The organism is Clavibacter michiganensis (assembly GCF_002151125.1).
Lineage (GTDB): Bacteria > Actinomycetota > Actinomycetes > Actinomycetales > Microbacteriaceae > Clavibacter > Clavibacter michiganensis_C.
Genome location: NZ_MDJZ01000004.1, coordinates 219061 through 232929, shown reverse-complemented (window position 1 = coordinate 232929; position 13869 = coordinate 219061). Strand labels below are relative to the sequence as shown.

Sequence of the window (13869 nt, the reverse complement as noted above, 5' to 3'; positions counted from 1 at the left end):
CTCCGCAGTGCATCTAGGACGGTTCCCATGGCGTTCTCCTCCACCTCCCCCCTCGGCGGCTCGTTCCCCGAGCGGCAGGGCCTCTACGACCCGGCGTTCGAGAAGGACGCGTGCGGCTTGGCGATGGTCGCCACGCTGCGCGGCACCCCCGGCCACGACATCATCGTCAACGCCCTCGACGCGCTGCGGAACCTCGAGCACCGCGGCGCCATCGGCTCCGACGCGGGGACGGGCGACGGCGCCGGGATCATGACGCAGATCCCCGACGAGTTCCTCCGCGGCGTCGTGGGCTTCGACCTGCCGCCCATGGGGGAGTACGCGGTCGGCATGGCGTTCCTGCCCACGGACGACGCCGAGCGCGCGGAGCTGCAGGCGGGCATCGAGGGCATCGCCGGCGACGAGCGCCTGCGCGTCCTCGGCTGGCGCGAGGTGCCCGTGGACCCGGCGCAGCTCGGCAACCTGGCACGCAAGGCGATGCCCGCCTTCCGACAGCTGTTCCTCGCCTCCGACGCCGCGCAGCCGGCCGACCGCGCGTCGGGGCTCGCCCTCGACCGCCTCGCCTTCCGCCTGCGCAAGCGCGCGGAGCGGGAGCTCGGCGCCTACTTCATCTCGCTGTCCGCGCGCACGCTCGTCTACAAGGGCATGGTCACCACGCTCCAGCTCGAGCCGTTCTACCCGGACCTCTCCGACGAGCGCTTCGCCTCCAAGCTCGCCATCGTGCACTCCCGGTACTCCACGAACACGTTCCCGTCGTGGCCGCTCGCGCAGCCGCTGCGGATGATGGCGCACAACGGCGAGATCAACACGGTCGCGGGCAACCGCAACTGGATGCGCGCCCGCCAGTCCCAGCTCGAGTCCGAGCTGCTCGGCGACCTCTCTCCGCTGATGCCCATCGTCACGCCCGGCGCGAGCGACTCCGCGTCCTTCGACGAGGTCCTCGAGCTCCTCAGCCTGAGCGGCCGCAGCCTGCCGCACGCGATGATGATGATGGTCCCCGAGGCGTGGGAGAAGCAGACCGACATCGACCCCGTCCGCCGCGACTTCTACGAGTACCACTCCATGGTCATGGAGCCGTGGGACGGGCCGGCGGCGCTCACCTTCACCGACGGCACGCTCGTCGGCGCCACGCTCGACCGCAACGGCCTGCGCCCCGGCCGCTACCTCGTCACCCACGACGGCCTCGTGGTGCTCGGCAGCGAGATCGGCGTGCTGGAGATCGACCCCGCCCGGATCATGCGCAAGGGCCGCCTGCGCCCGGGCAAGATGTTCCTCGTCGACACCGAGGCCGGCCGCATCATCGAGGACGACGAGATCAAGTCCGAGCTCGCCGCCAGCGCGCCGTGGGGGGAGTGGCTCCGGAACCGCATCCACCTCGCCGACCTGCCCGAGCGCGAGCACGTCGTGCACACGCCCGCGTCCGTCGTGCGGCGCCAGCGCACCTTCGGCTACACGGAGGAGGAGGTGCGGATGCTCCTCATGCCGATGGCGAAGGTCGGCGCCGAGCCCCTCGGCGCCATGGGCTCGGACACGCCCATCGCGGTGCTCTCGCAGCGCCCGCGCCTGCTGTTCGACTACTTCACGCAGCAGTTCGCGCAGGTCACCAACCCGCCGCTCGACTCCATCCGCGAGGAGGTCGTCACCAGCCTCCGCCTCGGCCTCGGGCCGCAGCGCAACCTCCTCGACGCGGGTCCCGAGCACACCAAGCAGGTCGTGCTCGACTTCCCCGTCATCGACAACGACGAGCTGGCCAAGGTCATCCACATCGACCACCGGCCGGGCAGCCGCACCACCACCATCGTGAGCGGCCTCTACCGCGTCGACGACGGCCCGCTCGCCATGCAGAGGCGCATCGACGCCATGTGCGAGGAGGTCGACCGCGCGATCGCGCACGGCGCGCAGTTCATCGTGCTGTCGGACCGCGACTCCAACCGCGACCTCGCGCCCATCCCGTCGCTGCTCATGATCGCGGCCGTGCACCACCACCTCATCCGCAAGCAGACCCGCATGAAGGTCGGCATCGTGGTCGAGGCCGGCGACGTGCGCGAGGTGCACCACATCGCGCTGCTCATCGGCTACGGCGCCTCGGCCGTCAACCCGTACCTGGCCATGGAGTCGTGCGAGGACCTCGTCCGCAGCGGCATGCTCACGGGCGTGACCCCGGAGAAGGCCACCCGGAACCTCATCAAGGGGCTCGGCAAGGGCGTGCTGAAGATCATGTCCAAGATGGGCATCTCCACGGTCTCCTCCTACGCCGGCGCGCAGTGCTTCGAGGCGGTCGGCCTCTCGCAGGGGCTCGTGGACCAGTACTTCTCGGGCACGACCACGCGCCTCGGCGGGGTCGGCATCGACGTCATCGCGGCCGAGAACGCCGCCCGCCACCGCAGCGCCTACCCGACGGACGGAGCCGTGCTCTCGCACGAGCGCCTGCAGACGGGCGGCGAGTACCAGTGGCGCCGCGACGGATCCCCGCACCTGTTCAACCCGGACACGATCTTCCGGCTGCAGCACGCGACGCGCATGCGCCGGTACGACATCTTCCGCGAGTACACGACCATGGTCGACGCGCAGTCGAAGGACCTCATGACCCTCCGCGGCATGTTCCGGCTGCGGACGGGCACGCGCCCGCCCGTGCCGCTCGACGAGGTGGAGCCCATCTCCGACATCGTCAAGCGCTTCTCCACGGGGGCGATGAGCTACGGCTCGATCTCCGAGGAGGCGCACGAGACCCTCGCCATCGCGATGAACCGGCTGGGAGCCAAGTCGAACACGGGCGAGGGCGGCGAGAACGTGGAGCGCCTGCTCGACCCCGAGCGTCGCAGCGCCATCAAGCAGGTGGCGTCGGGGCGCTTCGGCGTCACGAGCATGTACCTCACGCACGCGGACGACATCCAGATCAAGCTCGCGCAGGGTGCCAAGCCCGGCGAGGGCGGGCAGCTCCCGCCCGGCAAGGTCTACCCGTGGGTGGCGCGCACGCGTCACGCGACCGCGGGCGTCGGCCTCATCTCGCCGCCGCCGCACCACGACATCTACTCGATCGAGGACCTCAAGCAGCTGATCTTCGACCTCAAGCGGGCGAACCCGTCCGCCCGGATCCACACGAAGCTCGTCAGCCAGTCGGGCATCGGCGCGGTCGCGGCCGGCGTCGCCAAGGCGCTGAGCGACGTGATCCTCGTCTCGGGCCACGACGGCGGCACGGGTGCGAGCCCCGTCAACTCCCTCAAGCACGCGGGCACGCCCTGGGAGCTCGGCCTCGCCGAGACGCAGCAGACGCTCCGCCTCAACGGCATGCGCGACCGCGTGGTCGTCCAGGTCGACGGGCAGATGAAGTCGGGCCGCGACGTGATCGTCGGCGCCCTGCTCGGGGCCGAGGAGTTCGGCTTCGCCACGGCGCCGCTCGTCGTCTCGGGCTGCATCATGATGCGCGTCTGCCACCTCGACACCTGCCCCGTCGGCGTCGCCACCCAGAACCCGGAGCTGCGCAAGCGCTTCCCCGGCAAGGCGGACCACGTCGTCAACTTCTTCGAGTTCATCGCGCAGGAGGTGCGCGAGCACCTGGCCGCCCTCGGCTACCGCTCGCTCGACGAGATCGTGGGGCGCAACGACCTGCTCGGCGTCGAGGACGCGGTCGACCACTGGAAGGCGTCGGGCCTCGACCTCTCGCCCATCCTCGTGGGGCCGACCTTCGCGGACGACGAGCCCATGAAGCACGCCCGGTCGCAGGACCACGAGCTCGAGGACCACTTCGACAACGAGCTCATCCGCCTCAGCCGCGACGTGCTCGACCACGGCGGCCGCGTCGAGATCGACCTGCCCGTCCGGAACACGGCGCGCGCGGTCGGCACGATGCTCGGCCACCTCGTCACGAAGGCGCACGGCGAGGACGGCCTCCCGGCGGGATCCATCGACGTCACGCTCCGCGGGTCGGCCGGCCAGTCCTTCGGCGCGTTCATGCCGGCGGGGATCACGCTGCGCCTCGTGGGCGACAGCAACGACTACCTCGGCAAGGGCCTCTCGGGCGGCGACATCGTCGTCCGGCCCGACGAGAAGGCCGGCTTCCCGGCCGAGGAGAACGTCATCGCCGGTAACGTCATCGGCTACGGCGCCACCCAGGGCACCATGTTCGTCCGCGGGATGGTGGGGGAGCGGTTCCTCGTGCGCAACTCGGGCGCGACCGCGGTCGTCGAGGCCGTGGGCGACCACGCGCTGGAGTACATGACCGGCGGGCTCGCGCTCGTGCTCGGCGGCACCGGGCGCAACATCGGCGCGGGCATGTCGGGCGGCACGGCGTACGTGATCGACCTCGACCGCGACCGCATCAACACCGACGCGCTCGCGTCGGGCGAGCTCGAGCTGCACCCGCTCGGGAGCGCCGACGTCGAGATCGTGCTCGACCTCCTCCGCCGGCACCTCGCCGAGACCGGATCCACCGTGGCGGAGCGCCTGCTCGCCGACCCGGAGACCTCCATGCAACGCTTCACCAAGATCCTGCCGCGGGACTACGCGGCCGTCCTCGCCACCCGCCAGACCGCGGTCGACGAGGGCCTCGACCCCGACGGCGACGTCGCCTGGAAGCGCATCCTGGAGGTGACCGGTGGCTGACCCCAAGGGCTTCCTGAAGGTGACGGAGCGCGAGCTCCCCAAGCGCCGCCCTGTCTCGGTGCGGCTCATGGACTGGAAGGAGGTGTACGAGCAGCAGGAACGCGGCGAGCTCGTGCGCCAGGCCGGCCGGTGCATGGACTGCGGCATCCCGTTCTGCCACCAGGGCTGCCCGCTGGGCAACCTCATCCCCGAGTGGAACGACCTCACGTGGCGCGGCGAGGGCCGCCAGGCCATCGAGCGCCTGCACGCCACGAACAACTTCCCGGAGTTCACGGGCCGGCTCTGCCCGGCGCCCTGCGAGAGCTCGTGCGTGCTGGGCATCAACCAGCCGCCCGTCACCATCAAGCAGGTCGAGGTGTCGATCATCGACGACGCCTTCCAGAACGGCTGGGTCGAGCCGCACCCGCCCGAGCGCCTCACGGGCAAGACCGTGGCGGTCGTGGGATCCGGTCCCGCCGGCCTCGCCGCCGCCCAGCAGCTCACGCGCGCCGGCCACACGGTCGCCGTCTTCGAGCGCGACGACCGCATCGGCGGCCTGCTGCGCTACGGGATCCCCGACTTCAAGATGGAGAAGCGCCACCTCGAGGCGCGCCTCGCCCAGATGACCGCCGAGGGAACCCGCTTCCGCGCGGGCGTCGACATCGGCACGGACATCACGTGGTCCGACCTGCGTCTCCGCTACGACGCGGTCGTCGTCTGCACGGGCGCGCTCGTGCCCCGCGACCTCGACATCCCGGGCCGCGACGTCGACGGCGTGCACTTCGCCATGGACTACCTGCGCCAGTCGAACCACGCGACGGCCGGCGACCAGGTGCCCGAGCAGATCCACGCGGAGGGCAAGCACGTCGTCGTCCTCGGCGGCGGCGACACGGGTGCCGACTGCATCGGCACCGCCCACCGCCAGAAGGCGGCCTCGGTCACCAACCTGGCCATCGGCCAGCAGCCACCGACGGAGCGCCGCCCCGACCAGCCGTGGCCCACGTACCCGACCCTCTTCGAGGTGTCGAGCGCGCACGAGGAGGGCGGCGAGCGCCACTACCTCGCCACCACGGTCGAGTTCCTGAAGGACGACGACGGGCACGTGCGCGCCGTCCGCGTCGCGGAGACCGAGTTCCGCGACGGTCGCCGGGTGCCGAAGTCCGGCACCGAGCGGGAGATCCCGGCCGACCTCGTGCTCCTGGCGCTCGGGTTCACCGGCCCCGAGAAGGACGCCCTCGAGCGCCAGCTGGCGGTCCCGTTCGACGAGCGCGGCAACGTGGCGCGCGGCGAGGACTACCAGACCGACCAGGCCGGCGTCTTCGTCGCGGGCGACGCGGGCCGCGGCCAGTCGCTCATCGTCTGGGCGATCGCGGAGGGACGTGCAGCGGCGTCCGCCGTCGACCGGTACCTTGAGGGGGACACGGAGCTCCCGTTCCCGGTCCGTCCCACGGACCGCGCTCTCTCCATCTGACCCGGCCGCCGCGTCCTGCGCGCCAGGCCGCGACCACTCACCCGAACCGCGTCCGTGTGCGACGCAGAAACGCGAGACAGACAGAGCATGACCAGACGAGCGAAGATCGTCGCGACCCTCGGGCCCGCGACCAGCTCCTATGAGAGCATCCGAGCCATCATCGACGCCGGCGTGGACGTGGCCCGGATGAACCTGAGCCACGGCACGTACGACGTCCACGAGGGCATCTACTCCACCATCCGGAAGGCCGCCGACGACGCGGGCCGCGCGGTCGCGGTCCTCGTCGACCTGCAGGGTCCGAAGATCCGCCTCGGCAAGTTCTCCGACGGCCCGCACGACCTGGCCTTCGGCGACACCTTCGTCATCACGGTCGAGGACATCCTCGGCACGAAGGACATCTGCTCCACCACCTACAAGGGCCTCCCCGGCGACGTGAAGCCGGGCGACCCGCTGCTCATCGACGACGGCAAGGTCACGCTGCGCGTGGTCTCCTCCGACGGCACGCGCGTCACGACCACGGTCGAGGTCGCGGGCACCGTCAGCAACAACAAGGGCATCAACCTCCCGGGCGTCGCGGTCAACGTGCCCGCCCTGTCCGAGAAGGATGAGGCCGACCTCCGCTGGGGCCTCCGCCTCGGCGCCGACCTCATCGCGCTGAGCTTCGTCCGCGACGCGTCCGACATCGTCCGCGTGCACGAGATCATGGACGAGGAGGGCCGCCGCGTCCCCGTCGTCGCCAAGGTCGAGAAGCCGCAGGCCGTGGACGCGCTCGAGGAGATCGTCGACGCGTTCGACGCGATCATGGTCGCCCGCGGCGACCTCGGCGTCGAGCTGCCGCTCGAGGCCGTCCCGATCGTGCAGAAGCGCGCGGTCGAGCTCGCCCGCCGCAAGGCCAAGCCCGTCATCGTCGCGACGCAGATGCTCGAGTCGATGATCACGAGCCCGCGTCCCACGCGCGCCGAGGCCTCCGACTGCGCCAACGCGGTGCTCGACGGCGCCGACGCGCTCATGCTGAGCGGCGAGACGAGCGTGGGCGAGTTCCCCGTCGTCACCGTGAAGACCATGGCGCGCATCATCGAGTCCACCGAGGAGCACGGTCTGGAGCGCATCCCCGCGCTCGGCTCGCGCCCCTTCACGCAGGGCGGTGCCATCACGCTCGCGGCCGCCGAGGTCGCGGAGTTCGTCGAGGCGAGGTTCCTCTGCGTCTTCACCGAGTCGGGCGACTCGGTCCGTCGCATGACGCGCCTGCGCAACGGCATCCCGATCCTCGCCTTCACGCCGAACGAGGGCATCCGCCGTCGGCTCGCGCTGTCGTGGGGCGTGCAGACGCACCTCGTCGACACCGTCACGCACACCGACCAGATGTTCCACCAGGTCGACGAGGTGCTCCTCGCGGAGGGCCTCGCCGAGGTCGGCCAGAAGGTCGTCGTCATCGCCGGATCCCCTCCCGGGATCGCGGGCTCGACCAACGAGCTGCGCGTGCACGTCGTGGGCGACGCCGTGAACGAGGCGGCTCCGGCGTACGAGAAGTAGCGGCGGGCGGCGGGCGCCCTCGGCTCCCGACCCCGACGCGAGAGGGCGGGCGACCACGTGGTCGCCCGCCCTCTCGCGTCCTCGCGGGACACGGTGCCGGATGTGGGACTCGAACCCACACGCCCTCACGGACAGAGCATTTTGAGTGCTCCGCGTCTGCCGTTCCGCCAATCCGGCGCACCTGCTCCGCGCCACGATGCAGCAGGTGATCCGCTGATCCGGCGCGCACCGGCCCGCCCGACGATACCGTAGGCTCCTATCCGTGAGTGACCAGGAAACAACCCCCGCAGCCCCCCGCCGTGTCGTCGTCGCCGAGGACGAGTCGCTCATCCGCCTCGACATCGTGGAGACCCTCCGCGACAACGGCTTCGAGGTCGTCGGCGAGGCCGGGGACGGCGAGACCGCCGTCGCGCTGGCCACGGAGCTCCGGCCGGACCTCGTCATCATGGACGTCAAGATGCCCCAGCTCGACGGCATCTCCGCGGCCGAGCGGCTGAACCGCAACCACATCGCGCCCGTCGTCCTCCTCACGGCGTTCAGCCAGAAGGAGCTCGTGGAGCGCGCGGGCGAGGCCGGCGCGCTGGCCTACGTCGTCAAGCCGTTCACGCCGAACGACCTGCTGCCCGCGATCGAGATCGCGCTGGCCCGCTACGCCCAGATCATCACGCTCGAGGCCGAGGTGTCCGACCTCGTCGAGCGCTTCGAGACCCGCAAGCTCGTCGACCGCGCCAAGGGCCTGCTCAACGAGAAGATGGGCCTCACCGAGCCCGAGGCGTTCCGCTGGATCCAGAAGGCGTCCATGGACCGCCGCCTGACCATGCACGACGTGGCCCAGGCCATCATCGAGCAGCTGAGCGCCAAGAAGGCCTAGCCGCCGCGTCCGTCCCGCCCGCTCGCCGCCCGGTCTGCCGCCGGGCGAGGGTCAGCGGCGCGTGCGCTCGCGGATGATGTTCGTGATGCGCACCGTGGAGAGCCGGCGTCCCTCGTCGTCCGTGAGCACGATCTCGTGCGTCGTGAGCGTGCCGCCGAGGTGGATCGCCGTGCAGGTGCCCGTGACGGTGCCGGACGAGGCCGAGCGCGTGTGGCTGGCGTTGAGCTCGATGCCGAAGGCGACCCGGTCCGGGCCCGCGTGGACGTTCGCGGACATGGATCCGAGCGACTCGGCGAGCACGACGTACGCGCCGCCGTGCACCACGCCGTAGGGCTGCGTGTTGCCCTCCGCGGGCATGGTCGCGACCGAGCGCTCGGGGCTCAGCTCCTGGAAGACGATGCCCATCTTCTCGGCGAGCGCACCCACGTCCTGGGGCTGGCGGAGGAGCCGGGCGGTCCCGTCGTGCTCGGGTGCGGGCTGGGTCATGGGGATCCTCCAGGGCCGGGTCCGAGGTCGGCAGCCCTCTATAGGCTGGACGCGTGCCGAACACGGAAAAGCCTACCCTCCTCGTCATCGACGGCCATTCCCTGGCGTTCCGGGCCTTCTACGCCCTGCCGGCGGAGAGCTTCCAGAACCGCGAGGGGCAGCACACGAACGCCGTGCACGGCTTCATCGCCATGCTCATCAACCTCCTGCAGAAGGAGAAGCCCACGCACGTGGGCGTGGCGTTCGACATCTCGCGCTTCTCGTTCCGCACCCGCGAGTACCCGGAGTACAAGGGCACGCGCGGCGAGACGCCCGCGGAGTTCACCGGCCAGGTGCCGCTGCTCGAGCGGGCGCTGAAGACGATGAACATCCCCACCCTCACCAAGGAGGACCACGAGGCGGACGACATCCTCGCGACCCTCGCCACGCAGGGTCGCGAGCAGGGCTTCCGCGTGCTCGTCGTCTCGGGCGACCGGGACGCGATCCAGCTCGTCAACGACGACGTCACGCTCCTGTACCCGTCCACGCAGGGCGTCTCGCAGCTCACGCGCTACGACGCCGAGAAGGTCTTCGAGAAGTACGGCGTGCAGCCGGAGATGTACCCGGACATCGCGGCGCTCGTGGGGGAGACGAGCGACAACCTCATCGGCGTCGACAAGGTCGGCCCGAAGACCGCGGTCAAGTGGCTCAACCAGTTCGGATCCCTCGACGCCGTCCTCGAGCACCGGGACGAGATCGCCGGCAAGGTCGGCGACAACCTCCGCGCGCAGTACGAGAACGTCATCCGCAACCGCCGCCTCAACCGGCTGCTGACCGACGTCGACCTGCCGCTCGGGCCGGCCGACCTCGAGCGGAAGCCCATCGACGAGCCCGCCCTCCGCGAGGTGTTCGCGGTGCTGGAGTTCAAGCAGCTGCTCGATCGCGTGCTGAAGCTCGAGGGATCCGGCGCCTCCGCCTCGAGCGAGGGCACCCCCGTCGGCGCGATCGAGCAGGAGCCCTCGACCGCGCCGCAGGCGCCGAAGCCGCAGCAGCTGCTCGACGAGGAGCTCGCGAAGTGGATCGCGACGCAGAGCGCCGCCTCGCCGCACGGCCTCGGCCTCACGGTCGAGACCCAGGACGGGAGGCCCGTCGGCTTCGGCCTCGCGAGCGCGACGGAGGCGGTGGCCCTGCCGTGGCAGGAGGGCCGCGCCGACTACGCGCCGTTCGAGCGCTGGCTCGCGAGCGACGCCCCGAAGATCATGTCCGACGCCAAGGTGCAGGTGAAGGCCATGCGCCGTGCCGGCCTCCAGGTCCAGGGCCTCGCGTTCGACGTGCTCGTGGCCGGCTGGCTGCTGCGTCCCGGGTTCACCGACAAGACGCTCTCCGCGCTCGTCAGCCGCTACCTCATGGAGGACCTGCCCGAGCCCGACGCCAACCAGCTCGTGCCCGAGACGGAGGCGCTCACCGCACCCGTCGAGGCCTGGTACACGCTGCGCGTCGAGGAGGCGCTCCGCGGGGTGCTCGACGAGCGCACGCTCGGCGTCATGGTCGACATCGAGATGCCGACGCTCCTCGTGCTCGTGGAGATGGAGCTGCGCGGCGTCGCGACCGACCGCGCCGGCCTCGCCGAGCTGTCGGCGCAGCTGCAGGAGCGCATCACCGACCTCGCCCAGCGCGCCTTCGCGGAGATCGGCAAGGAGATCAACCTCGGCTCGCCCAAGCAGCTGCAGGAGGTGCTCTTCGACCAGCTCGGCATGCCGAAGACGCGCGCCAACAAGACCGGCTTCTCCACCGACGCGGGGGCCCTCGCCGACCTGCAGGCGTCGAACCCGCACCCCTTCCTCGACCTGCTGCTCGAGCACCGCGACGCGAGCAAGCTGCGGCAGATCATCCAGACGCTCGAGCGCGGCATCGGCGACGACGAGCGCATCCACACCACCTACGTGCAGACCGGCACCACCACCGGCCGCATCTCCTCGAACGACCCGAACCTGCAGAACATCCCCGTCCGCACCGAGGAGGGCCGCCGCATCCGCAGCGCCATCCGCGTGGGCGAGGGCTACGAGACGCTGCTCACGGCGGACTACTCGCAGATCGAGATGCGCATCATGGCGCACCTCTCGGGCGACGAGGGCCTCATCGAGGCGTTCGCGGCGGGGGAGGACCTGCACCGCTTCGTCGGCTCCCGCATCTTCGGCGTCGAGCCGGCCGAGGTGAGCGCCGAGATGCGCACCAAGGTCAAGGCCATGAGCTACGGCCTGGCCTACGGGCTGAGCGCGTTCGGGCTGTCCAAGCAGCTGCGCATCCCGTCGTCCGAGGCGAAGCAGCTCATGACCGACTACTTCGCCCGCTTCGGCTCCGTGCGCGACTACCTCCGCCAGGTGGTGGAGGAGGCGCGCGCGGCCGGGTACACGGAGACGATCTTCGGCCGTCGCCGCCCGTTCCCCGACCTCAACAGCCCGAATCGCGTCCTCCGCGACAACGCCGAGCGGGCCGCGCTCAACGCGCCGATCCAGGGGTCCGCGGCCGACATCATGAAGATCGCGATGATCCGCATCGAGGCCGACATGCGCGAGCGCGACATGGCCTCGCGCATGCTGCTGCAGGTGCACGACGAGCTCATCCTCGAGGTCGCCGCGGGGGAGTGGGACGCGCTCGAGGCGATCGTCACCGACCGCATGGCGCACGCGGCGGACCTCCGCGTGCCCCTCGAGGTGCAGGTGGGCCGCGGGGACTCGTGGGCCGCCGCCGCGCACTGACCCGATCCGCCCGTCCCACCCCCAGCACGAGGAGCACCAGCGCATGACGAAGGCACGACTCTCCGACCTCCTCGCCGACGGGTCCATCCGTCTCGACGCGCGCGCCGACGACCGGGAGGCCGCCATCCGCGAGGCGGGCGAGGCGCTCGTCGCGGCCGGCGCCGTGGAGCCCGGCTACGTGGACGCCATGCTCGAGCGCGAGCGCTCCGTGTCGACCTTCGTGGGGGAGGGCGTCGCGGTCCCGCACGGCACGCTCGCCGCGGGACGCGACCTCGTGCGCGCCGACGCCATCAGCGTCGTGCGGCTGCCGGACGGCGTCGACTGGGACGGCCACGACGTCCGCATCGTCGTCGGCATCGCGGCGACCGGCGGCGGTCACATCGCGCTGCTTTCGCGCCTCGCCGAGATCCTGCTCGACCCCGTGCGCGCCGAGCAGCTGCGCGGTGCGACGGATCCGGCGACCGTCCGGTCGCTCCTGGGAGCCGGTACGGTCGAGGGATGACGACGACGCCGAAGGCCCCCCGACCGCAGACGGACATCGACCGGATCGCCGAGGGGTGGATCGACACGTCGCTCGACCTGCACCCCGAGGAGCGCGTCTACCTCGGCCGCCCCGGCCGCGAGGGCGAGTACGGCGACACGTCGCCCGCGGGGCACGCGGCGCACGCGGACGCGGCGCGCGCGGTCATCCGTCAGCTGCAGGCCGCGCGACCCGTCGACGCGGTCGACGAGGTCACCCGCATGGACCTCACCCGCGAGCTCGCGCTCGATGTGGAGATGCACGACGCCGGCGTCCACCTCTCCGACCTCAACGTGATCGCCTCGCCCGCGCAGGGGATCCGCGAGGTGTTCGACATCTCGCCCACCGCGACCGAGGGCGACTGGGAGCACCTCGCCACGCGCCTCGGCAACGTCGCCGGCGCGGTCGACGGCTACATCGAGACGCTCCGCGAGGGCGTCCGCCGCGGGCAGGCGCCGGCGAAGCGCCAGATCCGCGAGGTTCTCGGCCAGGTCGAGCGCCAGGCGGCGCCCGAGGGCTTCTTCCGCTCCTTCGCCGCCGAGGCCCGGCCCGACGCGGGCGAGCTGCCCGCGTCCCTGCGGCAGGCCCTGGGCGCGCGCGCCGAGGAGGCCCGCTCCGCCTACGAGCGCCTCGCCGCGTTCCTCGGGTCCGAGCTGGAGCCGGCCGGCCGCGACGTCGACGCGGTGGGCCGCGAGCAGTACGCGCTCCGCTCGCGTTCGTTCCTGGGCGCCGAGGTCGACCTCGACGAGACGTACGAGTGGGGCGTCGGCGAGCTCGCCCGGATGGTGGAGGAGCAGGAGGCCATCGCCCGCGAGATCCTCCCCGGCGCGAGCGTGCTGGAGGCCATCGCGCACCTCGACGGAGACGCGTCGCGCAAGCTCCACGGCACCGACGCCCTGAGGGCGTGGATGCAGGAGACGAGCGACCGCGCGGTGGAGGAGCTCGGCCGCACGCACTTCGACATCCCCGAGGAGATCCGCGCGCTCGAGTGCATGATCGCCCCCACGCAGGAGGGCGGCATCTACTACTCCGGCCCCGCCGACGACTTCAGCCGCCCGGGCCGCATGTGGTGGTCGGTGCCCGAGGGCGTCACCGAGTTCGACACCTGGCGCGAGCTGACCACCGTGTACCACGAGGGCGTCCCGGGGCACCACCTGCAGATCGCGCAGGCCACCTACAACAAGGCCGAGCTCAACACCTGGCGCCGGTTCGCCGGCACGTCGGGTCACGCGGAGGGCTGGGCCCTCTACGCCGAGCGCCTGATGCAGGAGCTCGGCTACCTCGACGACCCGGCCGACCGCCTCGGCATGCTCGACGGCCAGCGCATGCGCGCCGCCCGCGTCGTGCTCGACATCGGCGTGCACCTCGGCAAGACCCGCCCGGACGGCGAGGCCGTCTGGGACGCGGAGTACGCCTTCGACTTCATGGGACGCAACGTCAACATGGATCCGTCGTTCGTGCGCTTCGAGGTCAACCGCTACCTCGGGTGGCCGGGCCAGGCCCCCTCCTACAAGGTGGGCCAGCGCATCTGGGAGGACCTCCGCGACGAGACCCGCCGCCGCGAGGGCGCCGCGTTCGACATCCGGGAGTTCCACCGCCGCGCGCTCGACGTCGGCGGCGTGGGCCTCGACACCCTGCGGGCCGCGGTCCTCCGCTGAGGCGCCCGCCCCTC

At 71.6% G+C, this 13869-nt stretch carries 8 protein-coding genes and 1 tRNA gene; 7 read left to right on the top strand and 2 right to left on the bottom strand.

Annotated features, from left to right (window positions below; all coding sequences use genetic code 11):
• The first annotated feature begins 27 nt into the window (after nt 1-27).
• The 3 genes from gltB (at nt 28) to pyk (ending at nt 7582) form a co-directional block, all read left to right on the top strand.
• Nucleotides 28-4599 carry a glutamate synthase large subunit gene (gene gltB / locus BFL37_RS02390; RefSeq protein ID WP_086513567.1) on the top strand — a complete coding sequence of 1524 codons (4572 nt, stop codon included), beginning with the start codon at nt 28-30 and terminating at the stop codon, nt 4597-4599.
• On the top strand, nt 4592-6049 hold the full coding sequence (locus BFL37_RS02385; RefSeq protein WP_086513566.1) for a glutamate synthase subunit beta: 1458 nt from the start codon (nt 4592-4594) through the stop codon (nt 6047-6049). The genes gltB and BFL37_RS02385 overlap by 8 nt, the downstream gene beginning before the upstream one ends.
• Nucleotides 6050-6136: 87 nt before the next feature.
• Nucleotides 6137-7582 carry a pyruvate kinase gene (gene pyk, locus BFL37_RS02380; RefSeq protein WP_086513565.1) on the top strand — a complete coding sequence of 482 codons (1446 nt, stop codon included), beginning with the start codon at nt 6137-6139 and terminating at the stop codon, nt 7580-7582.
• Between the two features lie 94 nt (nt 7583-7676).
• Here pyk and BFL37_RS02375 read toward each other — a convergent pair.
• Nucleotides 7677-7759, bottom strand: a tRNA-Leu gene (locus BFL37_RS02375).
• Nucleotides 7760-7844: 85 nt separating this feature from the next.
• Here BFL37_RS02375 and BFL37_RS02370 point away from each other — a divergent pair.
• Nucleotides 7845-8453, top strand: a complete 609-nt coding sequence (locus BFL37_RS02370; protein WP_086513564.1) for an ANTAR domain-containing response regulator — start codon at nt 7845-7847, stop codon at nt 8451-8453.
• A gap of 51 nt (nt 8454-8504) precedes the next feature.
• On the opposite strand, the gene BFL37_RS02365 is transcribed toward BFL37_RS02370, so the two are convergent.
• On the bottom strand, nt 8505-8939 hold the full coding sequence (locus BFL37_RS02365) for a PaaI family thioesterase (RefSeq protein WP_086513563.1): 435 nt from the start codon (nt 8937-8939) through the stop codon (nt 8505-8507).
• Between the two features lie 53 nt (nt 8940-8992).
• Here BFL37_RS02365 and polA point away from each other — a divergent pair, with 53 nt between their 5' ends.
• The 3 genes from polA to BFL37_RS02350 are packed head-to-tail and all read left to right on the top strand — an operon-like array spanning nt 8993 to nt 13855.
• The gene (gene polA / locus BFL37_RS02360) at nt 8993-11677 is read left to right on the top strand and encodes a DNA polymerase I (RefSeq protein WP_086513562.1); all 2685 of its coding nucleotides are present in this window, start codon (nt 8993-8995) and stop codon (nt 11675-11677) included.
• A gap of 43 nt (nt 11678-11720) precedes the next feature.
• Nucleotides 11721-12179, top strand: coding sequence for a PTS sugar transporter subunit IIA (locus tag BFL37_RS02355; RefSeq protein ID WP_086513561.1), 459 nt, complete (start codon nt 11721-11723; stop codon nt 12177-12179).
• Entirely contained in the window at nt 12176-13855 is a 1680-nt protein-coding gene (locus tag BFL37_RS02350) for a DUF885 domain-containing protein (RefSeq protein WP_086513560.1), read from the top strand. Before BFL37_RS02355 ends, BFL37_RS02350 begins: the two co-directional genes overlap by 4 nt.
• Nucleotides 13856-13869: the final 14 nt, after the last annotated feature.

Excerpts from the sequence above, each read along its gene's own strand:
- gltB (WP_086513567.1), top strand. The coding sequence starts at position 28 with ATGGCGTTCTCCTCCACCTCCCCCCTCGGCGGCTCGTTCCCCGAGCGG.
- pyk (WP_086513565.1), top strand. The coding sequence starts at position 6,137 with ATGACCAGACGAGCGAAGATCGTCGCGACCCTCGGGCCCGCGACCAGC.
- BFL37_RS02365 (WP_086513563.1), bottom strand. The coding sequence starts at position 8,939 with ATGACCCAGCCCGCACCCGAGCACGACGGGACCGCCCGGCTCCTCCGC.
- BFL37_RS02355 (WP_086513561.1), top strand. The coding sequence starts at position 11,721 with ATGACGAAGGCACGACTCTCCGACCTCCTCGCCGACGGGTCCATCCGT.
- BFL37_RS02350 (WP_086513560.1), top strand. The coding sequence starts at position 12,176 with ATGACGACGACGCCGAAGGCCCCCCGACCGCAGACGGACATCGACCGG.